The 13,632-nt window shown below is 42.1% G+C and carries 16 protein-coding genes; 11 read left to right on the top strand and 5 right to left on the bottom strand.

The features are described 5' to 3' along the window. Position 1: 1 nt before the first annotated feature. From cheW to PSF42_RS01455, 8 genes are all read left to right on the top strand, one after another. A complete protein-coding gene (cheW, locus tag PSF42_RS01490) occupies positions 2–499 on the top strand; it encodes a chemotaxis protein CheW (protein ID WP_004909833.1) in 498 nt (165 codons plus the stop codon). Positions 500–603: 104 nt separating this feature from the next. Beyond that, positions 604–2,289 (top strand): methyl-accepting chemotaxis protein, encoded by a 1,686-nt coding sequence (locus tag PSF42_RS01485; protein WP_125890794.1) that lies wholly within the window; start codon positions 604–606, stop codon positions 2,287–2,289. Positions 2,290–2,405: 116 nt separating this feature from the next. Beyond that, on the top strand, positions 2,406–3,974 hold the full coding sequence (locus PSF42_RS01480) for a methyl-accepting chemotaxis protein (protein ID WP_248468153.1): 1,569 nt from the start codon (positions 2,406–2,408) through the stop codon (positions 3,972–3,974). Between the two features lie 132 nt (positions 3,975–4,106). Beyond that, entirely contained in the window at positions 4,107–4,943 is an 837-nt protein-coding gene (locus PSF42_RS01475; protein ID WP_248468433.1) for a CheR family methyltransferase, read from the top strand. Further along, on the top strand, positions 4,943–6,010 hold the full coding sequence (locus PSF42_RS01470; protein WP_248468154.1) for a protein-glutamate methylesterase/protein-glutamine glutaminase: 1,068 nt from the start codon (positions 4,943–4,945) through the stop codon (positions 6,008–6,010). The genes PSF42_RS01475 and PSF42_RS01470 overlap by 1 nt, the downstream gene beginning before the upstream one ends. A 41-nt stretch (positions 6,011–6,051) precedes the next feature. Next, on the top strand, positions 6,052–6,444 hold the full coding sequence (gene cheY, locus PSF42_RS01465) for a chemotaxis response regulator CheY (RefSeq protein ID WP_034782834.1): 393 nt from the start codon (positions 6,052–6,054) through the stop codon (positions 6,442–6,444). Positions 6,445–6,468: 24 nt separating this feature from the next. After that, on the top strand, positions 6,469–7,107 hold the full coding sequence (locus PSF42_RS01460; protein WP_213914086.1) for a protein phosphatase CheZ: 639 nt from the start codon (positions 6,469–6,471) through the stop codon (positions 7,105–7,107). An 87-nt stretch (positions 7,108–7,194) separates the two neighbouring features. Beyond that, entirely contained in the window at positions 7,195–7,500 is a 306-nt protein-coding gene (locus PSF42_RS01455; RefSeq protein ID WP_125890798.1) for a helix-turn-helix transcriptional regulator, read from the top strand. Between the two features lie 51 nt (positions 7,501–7,551). Here PSF42_RS01455 and PSF42_RS01450 read toward each other — a convergent pair whose 3' ends face one another. The 3 genes from PSF42_RS01450 to PSF42_RS01440 are packed head-to-tail and all read right to left on the bottom strand — an operon-like array spanning position 7,552 to position 8,672. Then, on the bottom strand, positions 7,552–8,109 hold the full coding sequence (locus PSF42_RS01450) for a hypothetical protein (RefSeq protein ID WP_272679327.1): 558 nt from the start codon (positions 8,107–8,109) through the stop codon (positions 7,552–7,554). 15 nt (positions 8,110–8,124) lie between these two features. Further along, the gene (locus PSF42_RS01445; RefSeq protein WP_272679326.1) at positions 8,125–8,433 is read right to left on the bottom strand and encodes a CcdB family protein; all 309 of its coding nucleotides are present in this window, start codon (positions 8,431–8,433) and stop codon (positions 8,125–8,127) included. Beyond that, positions 8,433–8,672 (bottom strand): type II toxin-antitoxin system CcdA family antitoxin, encoded by a 240-nt coding sequence (locus PSF42_RS01440; RefSeq protein WP_272679324.1) that lies wholly within the window; start codon positions 8,670–8,672, stop codon positions 8,433–8,435. The genes PSF42_RS01445 and PSF42_RS01440 overlap by 1 nt, the downstream gene beginning before the upstream one ends. A 263-nt stretch (positions 8,673–8,935) precedes the next feature. On the opposite strand from PSF42_RS01440, the gene flhB reads away from it, so the two are divergent. The 3 genes from flhB (at position 8,936) to PSF42_RS01425 (ending at position 12,692) form a co-directional block, all read left to right on the top strand. After that, positions 8,936–10,087, top strand: a complete 1,152-nt coding sequence (flhB, locus tag PSF42_RS01435) for a flagellar biosynthesis protein FlhB (RefSeq protein WP_272679323.1) — start codon at positions 8,936–8,938, stop codon at positions 10,085–10,087. Further along, the gene (gene flhA, locus PSF42_RS01430; RefSeq protein ID WP_272679322.1) at positions 10,080–12,179 is read left to right on the top strand and encodes a flagellar biosynthesis protein FlhA; all 2,100 of its coding nucleotides are present in this window, start codon (positions 10,080–10,082) and stop codon (positions 12,177–12,179) included. Before flhB ends, flhA begins: the two co-directional genes overlap by 8 nt. A 192-nt stretch (positions 12,180–12,371) precedes the next feature. Next, positions 12,372–12,692 carry a helix-turn-helix domain-containing protein gene (locus PSF42_RS01425; RefSeq protein WP_125890804.1) on the top strand — a complete coding sequence of 107 codons (321 nt, stop codon included), beginning with the start codon at positions 12,372–12,374 and terminating at the stop codon, positions 12,690–12,692. 44 nt (positions 12,693–12,736) lie between these two features. Here PSF42_RS01425 and PSF42_RS01420 read toward each other — a convergent pair whose 3' ends face one another. Both PSF42_RS01420 and flgM read right to left on the bottom strand, forming a co-directional pair. Next, positions 12,737–13,177, bottom strand: a complete 441-nt coding sequence (locus tag PSF42_RS01420) for a flagella synthesis protein FlgN (RefSeq protein WP_102139593.1) — start codon at positions 13,175–13,177, stop codon at positions 12,737–12,739. A gap of 9 nt (positions 13,178–13,186) precedes the next feature. Continuing rightward, the gene (flgM, locus tag PSF42_RS01415) at positions 13,187–13,489 is read right to left on the bottom strand and encodes a flagellar biosynthesis anti-sigma factor FlgM (RefSeq protein ID WP_213914080.1); all 303 of its coding nucleotides are present in this window, start codon (positions 13,487–13,489) and stop codon (positions 13,187–13,189) included. Between the last annotated feature and the right edge of the window lie 143 nt (positions 13,490–13,632).

Here is a 13,632-nt window from a genome sequence, read left to right as displayed (position 1 = left end):
CATGTCTATGTTAGATGATGATTTAAATAAACACGAAGAAGAAAAAAACGGCGAAGGCTACCTCATTTTCACTTTAGGTGAAGAAGAGTACGGCATTGAAATCTTGAAAGTGCAGGAAATACGTGGTTACGAGCAAGTGACCCGTATTGCGAACACCCCTGATTTTATCAAAGGTGTAACTAATTTGCGTGGAGTCATCATCCCGATTATTGATTTACGGGTGAAGTTTTCCCATGAAAACGTGGTGTATAACGATAACACCGTGGTTATTGTGGTGAATTTAAAAGATCGTGTCGTCGGAATTGTCGTCGATGGCGTCTCAGATGTGCTGGTTTTGAATGAAGAACAAATTGCGCCACCGCCTGATTTTGCAGTGACATTATCGACTCAGTATTTGACAGGGCTCGGAACATTAAATGACCGTATGTTGATTTTAGTTGATATCGAAAAATTATTAACTAGCGATGAAATGGCGCTGATTGACAGCATGGCTGAGTAACGCTCAGCCCCAATAATTGTTCAAATAATAATAAGTCATTAACTAAAGTTTTTGGTTGGATGACCGATATCCAAAATACAACAAAATTATGTTAGTAAAACGTCATGTACAGTCGAATTAAAATCGTATCGGGACTTTTGTCCGTCATTTTTATCTTTATTTTGCTGCAACTGGTATCCAGTGGGTTGATGTTTACCAAACTGGGCGATAACAGCGACAGCATCAGTTACTTGAATTCATTACAACGCCAAAGACAAGTATTAACAGAAAGCTGGGTCAATTTGTTACAAGCTCGAGCTAACTTAAACCGCTCTATCAATGCCTATTTACTTGAAGGTCGTAAAATTCAAGATGATGCAACGACAGAAGAGTTGATTAAAGCCGCTAAACGTAACTTTAAAGCCGCTGATGATGCTTATGCCCGCTATAACAAGCTGATGCAAAGTTCAGATTATGATAAAGCCAAATTTGAAAAACTGTTTAGCACCTATGAAACCTATCGTGATGCGCTAATCAAGTTAAGTGAATTTGCGGAAAAAGGTGATCTTGAAGGTTTTTACGCACACAGAACGTCAGGCCACCAAGTAAAATTTGAAGAGCAATTTAATGCGTATTTTGCCGATATCTCTGCTGATTTCCAGGCCGAAGTCGTCAATGCAGATAATAACTATCGCCAATCATTATATATGTTGGTGACGTTATCTATCTTACTCGCCTTAATTGGTTTCTTCAGTTATCGCTATGTACGTAAAGGTATTATTGAGCCACTCAATATCTTAATTGAACGTATTACAGTTTTTGCGTCAGGCGATTTAACACCGAACGTAACCACAAATGCCAACAATGAAATCGGTGAGTTGGCCAATGGTGTTCAACATATGCAGCAGGAACTGATTAATACCGTTCGTGGTGTGCTAGATGGTAGCGAAACTATTTACCAAGGTACAACTGAAATTGCTGCAGGTAACAATGACTTGTCGGCACGAACTGAGCAACAAGTCGCTTGCTTAGAAGAAACCTCCGCCAGTATGAGTGAGTTGACTGCAACCGTAAAACAAAATACCGAATACGCTCATCAAGCCAGTGAATTTGCAAACCAAGCTTCAGTGATAGCGAAAGAAGGCGGCAAAGTGGTATCGAATGTCGTCAGTACCATGCTAAATATTGCGGATAGCTCACAGAAAATCTCTGATATCACCGCAGTTATCGATAGCATCGCTTTCCAAACTAATATCTTAGCGCTCAATGCGGCTGTCGAAGCGGCACGGGCTGGTGAGCATGGACGTGGCTTTGCTGTAGTGGCCGATGAAGTGCGTAATTTGGCGCAACGCAGTGCTGATGCCGCGAAAGAGATTAAAACGTTAATTGAAGATTCAGTGTCAAGAACAGGGACAGGTGCTCGCCAAGCAGAAGATGCAGGTGAAACGATGACCAAGATTGTCGAGTCTGTCACACGAGTGACTGACATTATGACGCACATTGCGACCGCATCTGATGAGCAAAGCAAAGGGATTGCACAAGTCAGTATCGCTGTTGCAGAAATGGACAAAGTGACACAGCAAAATGCGTCGTTGGTTGAACAATCTGCGGTGGCGGCCAATGTCTTGGAAGAACAAGTGGCGAAATTGTCGCAACTGATCTCTATCTTCCGTTTACCACCATTAAAACAAAGTGAAATACGCAATATTCAGCCGGCAGCAAGAACGGTTTCAAATATCGTGAAAACACCGGATCTGACAAAACTGTCATCGAAAGAACATAAAGATGATGACAATTGGGAAACTTTCTAAGGATTAAGCTCAGCTTTTCGCTGCAAAGCCTCGGTTTTGCAGCGTTTCTGTGCATTAGAAAACAAAGCAATGTTTCAGAGGTTCAGTTCTCTTAGCTGGCACAAGTGGGGATTTCTATGTTTGGTAAAAATATCCGAATTTCGGTGAGTTTGTATCTACTTCTCATTTTATTTTGTGGGATGCAGATTGTGTCTAGCGGGGTTTCTGTTGGGATTGTAGTAAGTGAATTAAAATCTTTAGAGCGTATTGATTTGGGGTCTGATAAGCGAGCAATGCTTGAGGAAACCAGTAAACACTTAATGCAAGCACGCAATAGCCTAACGCAAATTGCTTTGCTGCATAAAGTGGGTGGTAACGAACCATTAATTGAAGAAACGAGAGTAACTTTTGATAAGTTACTCGAAGAAGCTGAGAAAGATTACACTACGTTTAAAAATCAGCCTCTTTTGAGTGAGAAAGAAAATCTTGCGGCACTTGAGACTCGGTATCAAGCATTTGTATTGACACTCAAAGCCTTAAAAGCGCATTTAGATAACAATGACATTGCTGCCTATATTGAACTTCCTGCCCAAGAAAACCAGGACCAGTTAGAGCAAGTTGTTGAGGAATACCTTGAATTACTGAATGCGGAAAACGATGAATCTCTTGCAGCAGCCAGAATGTATAACACGTTTGCGTGGAGCTCATTCGCTTCAGTGATCGTCATCATCATCGCTGTTATTACATTTGCGCACTATTGGATGAAACGTAAAGTCATTAACCCACTGAAAAGTATGGGAGAGCACTTTGCATTAGTGGCTGACGGCAAACTCAATCAAAAAATTGAAGTAACGACTGGTGATGAAATCGGTGAGGTATTTGGCAAGCTAAAGGATATGCAGGAGTCTTTAGTGACTTCAGTAACAGCATTGCGCTCGAATACGGATCAAATGTATACAGGGATCCGTGAGATTGCTTTAGGAAATAATAACTTATCATCGCGTACTGAACAACAAGCTGCATCGCTCGAAGAAACTGCAGCCAGTATGGAAGAGCTGACAGCAACTGTTAAGCAGAATGCGGATAACGCACGCCAAGCGAGTGAACTGGCGGTGAGTGCATCAAAAACCGCAACGAAAGGTGGGGAGATCACGGAAGACGTGATTGACACCATGACCTCGATTTCCAATAGCTCACAAAAAATTAGCGCCATTATTAGTGTGATTGATGGCATCGCCTTCCAAACCAATATCTTAGCATTGAATGCCGCCGTTGAAGCCGCTCGAGCGGGTGAACAAGGGCGTGGTTTTTCTGTGGTTGCCGGTGAGGTCAGGGCATTGGCGCAGCGCAGCGCGGAAGCAGCAAAAGAAATTAAAACATTGATTGATGAATCTGTTGGCAGAGTGAGTCAAGGTTCCCAACTGGTTAATGAAGCAGGCGCGACCATGAGTGAATTGGTTGCAGCCGTTAACCAAGTTACGGAATTAATGGGGAATATTGCCTCTGCTTCCAATGAGCAAAGCCGTGGTATTGAGCAAGTCGCCACAGCAGTAAGCCAAATGGATTTAGTGACACAACAAAATGCGGCATTAGTGGAACAATCGACCAGCGCGACAGCGGCACTAGAAGACCAAGCGAACAACTTAGTCGACACCGTTGCATTCTTTGAATTACCCGAAAGCCATTTAAATCGCAATTGGCGTTAAGTGTAGTGAAAATTCGTTTTTGAATTTTCGGTGGATAAACGTAATTAATTGTTTTTTTTAGGTTATCTACCCTAAAAGGCAGCCAAATAACTGGCTGCCTCTGGGTTTTTATTGAATAGGACGACAAGTACGATGCTTTTTGTACCACAGGTAGAACCACTGACTGATGATGAGTTTGGTCGGGTTTGTCGATTTATTCATAAAAAATCAGGCATTGTCCTCACCATGAATAAAAAAAATATGGTCTATAACCGGCTATTGAAGCGGTTACGTGATTGTAATATCGACAATTTTTCAGATTATTTACGGATGTTAGAGCGAGAGCCTCACCATGCAGAATGGCAAGCTTTCGTGAATGCTTTGACGACAAATTTAACGGCATTTTTTCGTGAGCCTCATCATTTTGTGACGTTAGCCGAGTTTGTTCGTACACGTAAAAATAGCGCCATTAATATTTGGTGTGCCGCATCTTCAACAGGAGAAGAGCCATATTCGATAGCAATGACACTGAGCGATGTTCTTGGGCCAAATGCAATTAATGCCAAAGTGATTGCCAGTGACATTGACACGGAAGTGCTAGAAAAAGCGAAACAAGGTGTGTATCGCATAGAAGAGCTGAAGTCTTTAACGGCATTACAAAGACAACGTTATTTTATGAAAGGCGTTGGCGAGTTTGATGGCTATGCGCGAGTCAAGCCGGCATTGCGCCAAATGATTGAATTTCGTTATTTAAATTTGAGTGATCATGATTGGCAAATGCAGCACCGATTTGACGTGATTTTTTGTCGTAATGTCATGATTTATTTTGATAAAGAAATGCAAATCAAAATGTTAGAGCGCTTTGCTACATTGCTTAAGCCAGATGGCTTGCTATTTATTGGGCACTCCGAAAATTTATCACAGCTATCGCAAAGTTTCGTTATTAAAGGGCAAACCGTCTACAGCTTACAAGCTGCGAGGAGGGGGTAATGAAAAAAATTAAAGTGCTATGTGTGGATGACTCAGCACTGATGCGCCAATTAATGCGTGAAATTATTAATAGTCATGAAGACATGGTGGTGGTCGATACTGCACCAGACCCTTATGTCGCACGTGACTTAATTAAACAGTATGAACCGGATGTGATCACGTTAGATGTGGAAATGCCACGAATGGATGGTATTGATTTCTTAGAAAAATTAATGCGTTTACATCCAATGCCAGTGGTAATGGTTTCAACATTAACGTCGAAGGGTTCAGAGGTGACGTTAAAAGCATTGGAATTAGGTGCTGTAGATTTTGTTACAAAACCCCAAATTGGTATTCGTGAAACCATGATGAGTTATCGCGATATTATTGGTGAAAAAATCCGTGCGGCAGCTATGTCTAAAATTACGCAACGGAGCCGTTTTGCTCGTCCAGAAAAAAAGATCAATGAGCCTGTTTCCCAAGCCAAAGCGCTCTCTCCCTATGTTTGCAATAGTCGCGTGATTGCGGTGGGGGCATCGACGGGCGGAACGGAGGCGATACGTCAATTTTTGGAAATGTTACCTCATGAATGCCCTCCAGTGGTGATTACTCAGCATATGCCTGCGGGTTTTACCCGTTCTTTTGCGGATCGCTTAAATAAACTCTGTGTACTGACTGTAAAAGAAGCCGAACACAACGAGTTATTACAAAAAGGCTATGCCTATATTGCACCAGGCGATTCGCATATGTTGATTACGGATAAAGGCAAGGGATTTCAAGTCATTTTACAGCAAAGCGAACCTGTTAACCGCCATCGTCCTTCTGTTGATGTGTTGTTCGATTCAGTAGCTCAATGTGTTGGGCGAAAATGTATTGGCATCTTATTGACAGGGATGGGGATGGATGGTGCGAAAGGACTACTAAATTTACGTCAGCAAGGGGCAATCACTTACGCACAAAACGAAAGTAGCTGCGTGGTGTTTGGTATGCCTCGTGCGGCGATTGAAATGGGGGCTGCGGATGAAGTGCAAGATATCCTCAAAATTGCCCCAAGTGTTTTAGCAAGACTTTCTTCTGTCACGGTTTAAGCCGAGGCAGGAACTCACAATTGTATTTTGAAGGAGTGGTTATGGCCGCTAAAGATCTCAGTTTTTTGGTTGTCGATGATTTTTCTACAATGCGACGTATCGTCCGTAACTTATTAAAAGAGCTCGGATTTAACAAAATAGAAGAAGCGGAAGATGGTGTTGATGCATTAGAGAAAATCCGTACAGGCAACATTGATTTTGTTGTTGCTGACTGGAATATGCCAAACATGGATGGCCTTGAATTGCTTAAAACTATTCGTGGTGATGATGCCTTGAAGCATATCCCCGTACTCATGGTGACAGCGGAAGCGAAAAAAGAAAATATTATTGCTGCAGCGCAAGCGGGGGCAAGTGGTTATGTCGTTAAGCCCTTCACTGCCGCTATTCTAGAAGAAAAATTGAATAAAGTATTCGAAAAAATGGGTTTGCAATAACAGGGCGTGCCAAAGGAGAGTTTCATGACTGAACAAGTGGGTATGGAAGGTATTCGCAATGGTAATGATGATTTAAAACAAGTCATTACGCGCATTGGTACGCTAATGAGAACCCTGCGTGAGAGTATGCGCGAATTGGGCTTAGAAAAAAGCGTTCAACAAGCCGTGGCCAGTATTCCAGATGGAAAAGACAGACTGCGTTATATCGCACAAATGACAGCGCAAGCAGCAGAAAAAACCTTAAATGGCATTGATGTCATCAAACCACTGCAAGTGGACATGAATAAAAATGCGCAGGTGCTGCAGCAACAGTGGCAAGAAACCGTTGGTGATACGGTTCCAGCGCAATTGCGTGAGTCAACAGAAGCCTTTTTAGGACAAGTGATCCAAGACAGCGAAACGACTAAAGCAGAGCTGTTGGAGATCATGATGGCGCAAGATTTCCAAGATTTAACAGGGCAAGTCATCAAAAAAATGATGGAAGTGGTTGAAGAAGCAGAGAAACAACTGCTTGCACTGTTAATGGAAAACACGCCACCTGAAATGCGTGCGAAAACGCAAAACGAAGGTTTGCTCAATGGTCCGCAAATCAATAAAGAAGGCGTTAATGTGATGGCATCACAGTCTCAGGTTGATGATTTACTTGATGAACTGGGCTTCTAATTGCCAACAAGTTTTCTAATTAAACTACTCTAATTACATAGGGTTAGGGTAGTTTTCTTGTATTTGAGCGACAAGGAGAAAATTGCAATGATCAATAACGATTTAATTTCAACTTTGGTGATGAAAGAACAAGCTGAAATAGTTCAAGAAAATGATGGGGATAGCGATGAATGTTATTCTGAGTTACAAGTGAGGCAAGCGTTAATCAACCAGCTCAAAAAAGCGCGTTTAGCCAATAATTTAACTCAAATGCAAATCGCAGAAAGAATGCAAACGCAAAAGCAAAATGTGTCACGTTTGGAAAAAGCGCAGTTCGACCCGAAATTAGGCACGTTATTAAAATATGCAGAGGCGGTGGGGATGCGGATTACCTTAGATTTTCCACCCAAATAATCGACTCGTCATACTTCAACTTGCAGTGTTGTTGACCTGTGCTCATTCGCACTAATCATGTTGATAGACTGCGATGATCTTACTGCCAAGTATTTGTGCAAATAGCTCAATAAAATCATCGCGGATATCCCAGTGATGAAAACTAAAACCTAAATTGCCGAATGCCCATTGTGGATCAAATTGCCATGCATTAAGTGGACCATGAAAATCGCAACCAAAACAAGCGAGGTTTTCTGGTTTTCCTTCATACCAATCAGACACCGCATCGCTCCATGCATGACTCTGTTCGCTTTGTTCACTAGCACATTGTGGGCAGTAAATACCGAGACCATTTCCCCCTGCATGGAACACAGTGCGTTCGGTAACGATAGATAAATAGTTTTTCAAGGTATCTTCAGGTAACTGAGTCGGCACGATCTCATCATTAATGACATATAAAATGGGTTCTTTGTGAGCGGGGGTAGGACGATAAATGACTTCGCCATATTCAACGCCTTGGAAATGTGGGTCAATGATGCTTTGTTCTTTTAGCCAGTCAAGCATGCGCTGGGCATGTTTGGGGGCATCTTCTAAGGAAATATCTGGGGCAACAAGGTGGCAAATATCCATAATAACCCTTTATCGTTAAAAGCCATTAATAAGTAAGTCGATTACGTGTTTAATAGTGTCTCGTTGGTGAGTCAAATCAACGACTTCTTTTCCTAATAATGAAAGAGGAACACAAGCCATTTGATGCGTCATTAAAATAAAAAACTGCCCGTTGATAACGAGTTGTGGGTTTAAGCGGGCGGGTAATGGTTTTTTAACTAGCCTGCTATCGAATAACGGGATGACTAAGCGAGTATTTAGTATATCAATAATATTACTTTGAATATCCAGTAAATATGAGTATTTGATAGCATCATCTCGATTTTGATAGAGGCAATATTGCATTAAAAATCCTTGTATTTATCTGAGAGTAATCCATATTCTTCCTTGATCCTATTTAACTCATTAAAGCCGTCAATATTTTCATTTTTCCATTTTTGTGCTTCGAGGCGTTTTAATTCAGCTTGTAAAGCACAAGCTAGTACCGCAGAAAAATTGAGTTTGGCTTTCCTAGCTTGTTCATAGAGTTCAGGTGTTATAGTGACACTGACGGTTTTTTTCATTCTTTGAGCCGTTGTACTCATGGTATTTCCTTAATTACACGTGTTCGGGTATGTGTAATTAAGCATGCTTATTGCTCATATAGGGATTTTATTCTTTATTAATGCTAAATATAGGATTATCTTCAGTGGGAGTTCATATCTGCGAAACCCTTCGCAAAATTGCCGCCTTATTGCTCAATAGGCAAATAACCCCCTTGAACTGCGTCTATTTTCCACCATTGATTTTTTTACACTCTGTCATGCTATAGCGATAACTCGTATTTTCATTAAATTTTGGAACCGCGGTGTCCGACGAGAGTGATGTAGAAAAAACCGAAGAGCCCACCCCCCATAAAAAGCAAAAAGCCAAAGATGATGGGCAAATCGTTCGTTCAAAAGAATTAAGCTCGCTAATGATGATGTTAGCAGGCGTGAGCTTGCTATGGCTCAGTGGTGGGCATCTGGCTACACAATTACGACAAATTGCTCGGCAGGGTTTTATATTTGATGGTCATTACTTACAAAATACCGGCTTGATGCTCAGTTACTTAGGGCGTGTTGTGAGTGAGGCGTTATTTGCTTTATTACCCGTTATTGGCGGGTTAGCGCTAGTGGGTATTTCTGCGTCATCGTTAGTGGGAGGACTCGTTTTTAATAGCAAGTTGATTAAATTTGATTTGAAAAAATTAAATCCAATCAAAGGGCTAAAACGTATTTTTTCGATGAATGCGTTATCTGAGTTGTTTAAAGCGATTTTAAAATCGTTGTTTGTGGGGTTAGGGGCATTTATTTTTCTTTGGCAAAGTTGGCCCTCATTACTGCATTTAGTGATGGAATCACCTATTACCGCGCTGAGCAATGCGTTGCAGAAAGTGATTTTTGCCGGCTATTTAATTGTGTTTTTGCTTATCCCTATGGTGGCTTTTGATGTTTTCTATCAGTTTCGCTCCCATTTGAAAAAATTGCGCATGAGTCGCCAAGAAATCAAAGATGAATTCAAGCAGCAAGAGGGTGATCCGCAGATTAAGGCCAAAATTCGCCAACAACAGCGTGCGATTGCGCGTAACCGAATGATGGCGGATGTCCCAAGTGCGGATGTCATCGTCACTAACCCAACGCACTATGCAGTAGCCCTTAAATATGATGACAAAAAAATGGGGGCACCAAAAGTATTAGCGAAAGGTGCAGGTGTATTAGCACAGCGCATCAAAGAAATTGGTGAAGAGCACCGAATATTACAGCTAGAAGCCCCACCGCTTGCTCGTGCGCTATATCGCCACGCGGAGATAGGGCAAAGCATTCCTGTTGCATTGTATGCAGCGGTTGCAGAAGTTTTAGCATGGGTTTACCTACTGCGTCGTTGGCGTCGTGAAGGTGGGCTCAGACCAAAAAAACCGAAAAATTTACCAGTGCCACCGACGCTGGACTTTGCTGGAGATAACAATCGCGATGGCTAATTTGGCTACCTTATTAAAATTGCCGAAAAACTTACAGGGAACGCAGTGGCAAATACTGGCCGGGCCGGTTCTTATTTTATTGATTTTGTCGATGATGGTATTGCCATTACCGGCATTTTTATTGGATTTACTGTTTACCTTTAATATTGCACTTTCCATTATGGTGTTATTAGTGGCGATGTTTACCAAGCGTACATTGGATTTTGCCGCTTTTCCAACCATATTACTATTTGCAACTTTATTGCGACTCTCTTTGAATATCGCCTCTACCCGGATCATCCTAATGGAAGGCCATACAGGTCCAGATGCTGCAGGGCGCGTGGTTGAAGCGTTCGGCCATTTTTTGGTCGGGGGAAATTTTGCCATAGGTATCGTGGTATTTATCATCTTAATATTGATTAACTTTATGGTTATCACAAAAGGGGCGGGGCGTATTGCTGAAGTGGGCGCTCGCTTTGTGTTAGATGGTATGCCGGGTAAACAGATGGCCATCGATGCCGACTTGAACGCAGGTATTATTACGGATGATGAGGCGAAAAAACGCCGTGCGGAAGTGACTCAAGAAGCGGATTTTTATGGCTCAATGGACGGTGCGAGTAAGTTTGTCCGCGGGGATGCTATCGCGGGGATCATGATTATGGTGATCAACGTAGTGGGTGGGCTGATTGTTGGTGTTGCTCAACACAATATGTCTTTGGGGGATGCGACAAGCACGTACACCTTGCTGACTATTGGTGATGGGCTTGTGGCGCAAATACCTGCTTTGATTATCTCAACGGCGGCAGGGGTTATTGTTACGCGAGTGGCAACGGATGAAGATGTGGGTGAGCAGATGGTCACCCAGCTATTCAATAACCCTCGCGTGATGTGGTTGAGTGCGGGCGTTCTTGGTTTAATCGGTTTGATCCCGGGCATGCCTAACTTTGTCTTTTTACTGTTTACCGCAGCATTGGCTGCCCTTGGTTGGTATTTAGTGCGTAAATCGCAGCAACCGGAAAGCAGCGCTGGGGATAATAGCCAATCGCAGCATTTCCAAGAAGCCAATAAAGTGGTTGAAGCCACGTGGGATGACGTGCAATTAGAAGACTTACTGGCGATGGAAGTGGGGTATCGATTGATCCCATTAGTGGATAATGACCAGCAAGGTGAATTATTAGGGCGACTACGTGGTTTACGTAAGAAATTTGCTCAAGAAGTGGGGTACTTACCACCGGTGGTGCATATCTGCGATAACTTAGCACTTTCCCCATGTGAATACCGAATTCTGATTAAGGGTGCGGAAGTTGGACGTGGTGAAGCACAACCAGGGCGCAGTCTGGCTATTGACCCTGGTAATGCCGCGGGGACGCTGCAGGGAGATATCACTAAAGAGCCTGCGTTTGGTTTACCCGCTATTTGGATTGATGATGATTTACGTGAACAAGCACAAATCCAAGGATATACGGTGGTATCAGCGAGTACTGCGGTGGCCACTCACTTTAATCAAATTTTACTACAAAACTCCAGCACCTTATTTGGCCGCCAAGAAGCACAAATGCTGTATGACCGTGTGAAAAAAGAGATGCCAAAACTGGCAGATGACCTGATCCCAGATACGATTTCGTTAACGATTTTGCACCGAGTACTGCAAAATCTATTAATGGAAGATGTGGTGATCCGCGATATGCGCACCATCATTGAAACCTTGGCAGAAATGGCCGGGGAAAACGGCGAGAACAAAGATACCGATTACTTAACATCGCAAGTACGTATTGCATTAGGCCGCGCCATTACTCAACAGTGGTTTGGTAACGCAGAAGAAATTCAAGTTATCGGTTTAGAAGCTAGTCTTGAACAGATCTTACTGCAAGCCGCTAAAAATGGCGGTGGTTTAGAGCCGAATTTGGCACAGTTTATTCAAACTCAAGCGGAGCAAGCCGTGGCACATCAGGAGGCGATGGGGGCACCAACGGTATTATTAGTCAACCATGGTTTGCGTTTGATTTTATCGCGTTTCTTGCGTCGCAGCCTGCCGCAGCTGGTGGTCATGTCGAATTTAGAAATGACGGACCATCGTAAGATAAGAATGACTTCGATGATAAGCGGAAGCTAATTTTTATACTTATCGTGAGTGACTAAATATAATTTTTAGAAGAGGAAAGTTCTCGCTATTAAGTGACAACTTTTCTCTTTTTTTATTCCAAGACTTTGCTTAATTAGGATATTCTTTTCCCTTTACTATGGTAATTTTTACCATAGTAAAAATTATGGTGGACTGATGCTAACCTGTTGGTGGGGATTCATTATGAGTAATAAAATAAATGAGTTACTGAAATTTGCTCAAGAAATGGAAGCAATTGGTGCTGCTGATGATACTGCGGCTCGCCGTATCGAAGCGCGGATAAAAGCACAAGAGCTCAAGAAAAAATTCACTAATCCTAAGCCTATGACAGGAGCGGATATTAAACGTATTCGTGAGCAAAATAATATTTCTCAGTCTTCTCTCGCTTTGATATTAAATATGACTAAGGAAAGTGTTTCCAAATGGGAAAGAGGGGAGATTAAACCAAATGGTGCAGCATTAAGGCTACTCACATTGATTGATGAAAAGGTGTTTATTATCTAGTAAATAAAAGGGCGGTTTTTAAGTTTACAAAGGCAATATCCACCTTAAATCGAAATTTTCTTACCTAATGCAGGGCTTTTTGACTCTAAACCATCCGCACCATAAGTGGATTGGTTATTATGTTTTTTCACAAAATTGAGGCGCTGAGCGTTGAGCTCAATATGCAACTGTAGCATTTGGTGATTACGATAATTCAGCTCTTTTAGCTCAGTTGTTAAGCTTTTAATGGCTTCCCATACACCTGCTAGTGCATCATTGCCTTCATAAGGTGCACTGATCTCAGATTGCGCTTCTAACGCTAGGCGGTTTGTTTCACCATGGCCGATCGCAGCAACTAAAAACCGTTTTTGTTCAGTGGTTTCTTGAAAAGGCGAAGGCGGCACACGGTGATAACCTAGTAATAGCTCTTCATTTTTCATCACTATTTGTAATGATTGCAAATGGGCGAGTTGTTGCTCAAGTAATATCAGTAATTCGTCAGTCATAGTGGTTATTTATTTCATTGATAACATGCATTCATGAGCATCGCGCAAAATGCCATCAGCAATTTTTTCAGCATCCATTGTTAGGGTGCCATCTTTGATTGCTTGTTTAATTTGTTCAACTTTAGCACTATTAATATCACTTGCCTGTGGTTGCAATAATTTTTTCTGTAGCTCACTAGGAGCAAAAGAACTTTCTTTAACGACTTCATTGGTGGACACTTTTTTGTCCCGTACTGGAGCTGCTGTGTCTTGTGGGTCGCGGTTTGTCACCTGAGTCAGCGCAGAAATTGCAGATGTTTGCTCAATAGCCATAATGTGTTTTCCTATTTCCGATTTTTTTCATATGTGAGTTATCGGCTTATATTGATGAATCTTTAGTGTCTATAGTGTTACAAAATATTGCATCATTCACCAGCTATACTCGTCATACTTCAATTTGCAGCGTTGTTGACTGC

The organism is Providencia sp. PROV032 (assembly GCF_028484875.1).
GTDB lineage: Bacteria > Pseudomonadota > Gammaproteobacteria > Enterobacterales > Enterobacteriaceae > Providencia > Providencia rettgeri_E.
Note: the sequence above shows the minus strand (reverse complement) of the source record. Positions and strands in the feature narration are given on the sequence as shown.

What these genes read in the sequence shown, in the direction of transcription:
- cheW (WP_004909833.1), top strand. Translation starts at nt 2, where the DNA reads ATGTCTATGTTAGATGATGATTTAAATAAACACGAAGAAGAAAAAAAC.
- PSF42_RS01485 (WP_125890794.1), top strand. Translation starts at nt 604, where the DNA reads ATGTACAGTCGAATTAAAATCGTATCGGGACTTTTGTCCGTCATTTTT.
- PSF42_RS01480 (WP_248468153.1), top strand. Translation starts at nt 2,406, where the DNA reads ATGTTTGGTAAAAATATCCGAATTTCGGTGAGTTTGTATCTACTTCTC.
- PSF42_RS01475 (WP_248468433.1), top strand. Translation starts at nt 4,107, where the DNA reads ATGCTTTTTGTACCACAGGTAGAACCACTGACTGATGATGAGTTTGGT.
- PSF42_RS01470 (WP_248468154.1), top strand. Translation starts at nt 4,943, where the DNA reads ATGAAAAAAATTAAAGTGCTATGTGTGGATGACTCAGCACTGATGCGC.
- cheY (WP_034782834.1), top strand. Translation starts at nt 6,052, where the DNA reads ATGGCCGCTAAAGATCTCAGTTTTTTGGTTGTCGATGATTTTTCTACA.
- PSF42_RS01460 (WP_213914086.1), top strand. Translation starts at nt 6,469, where the DNA reads ATGACTGAACAAGTGGGTATGGAAGGTATTCGCAATGGTAATGATGAT.
- PSF42_RS01455 (WP_125890798.1), top strand. Translation starts at nt 7,195, where the DNA reads ATGATCAATAACGATTTAATTTCAACTTTGGTGATGAAAGAACAAGCT.
- PSF42_RS01450 (WP_272679327.1), bottom strand. Translation starts at nt 8,109, where the DNA reads ATGGATATTTGCCACCTTGTTGCCCCAGATATTTCCTTAGAAGATGCC.
- PSF42_RS01445 (WP_272679326.1), bottom strand. Translation starts at nt 8,433, where the DNA reads ATGCAATATTGCCTCTATCAAAATCGAGATGATGCTATCAAATACTCA.
- PSF42_RS01440 (WP_272679324.1), bottom strand. Translation starts at nt 8,672, where the DNA reads ATGAGTACAACGGCTCAAAGAATGAAAAAAACCGTCAGTGTCACTATA.
- flhA (WP_272679322.1), top strand. Translation starts at nt 10,080, where the DNA reads ATGGCTAATTTGGCTACCTTATTAAAATTGCCGAAAAACTTACAGGGA.
- PSF42_RS01425 (WP_125890804.1), top strand. Translation starts at nt 12,372, where the DNA reads ATGAGTAATAAAATAAATGAGTTACTGAAATTTGCTCAAGAAATGGAA.
- PSF42_RS01420 (WP_102139593.1), bottom strand. Translation starts at nt 13,177, where the DNA reads ATGACTGACGAATTACTGATATTACTTGAGCAACAACTCGCCCATTTG.
- flgM (WP_213914080.1), bottom strand. Translation starts at nt 13,489, where the DNA reads ATGGCTATTGAGCAAACATCTGCAATTTCTGCGCTGACTCAGGTGACA.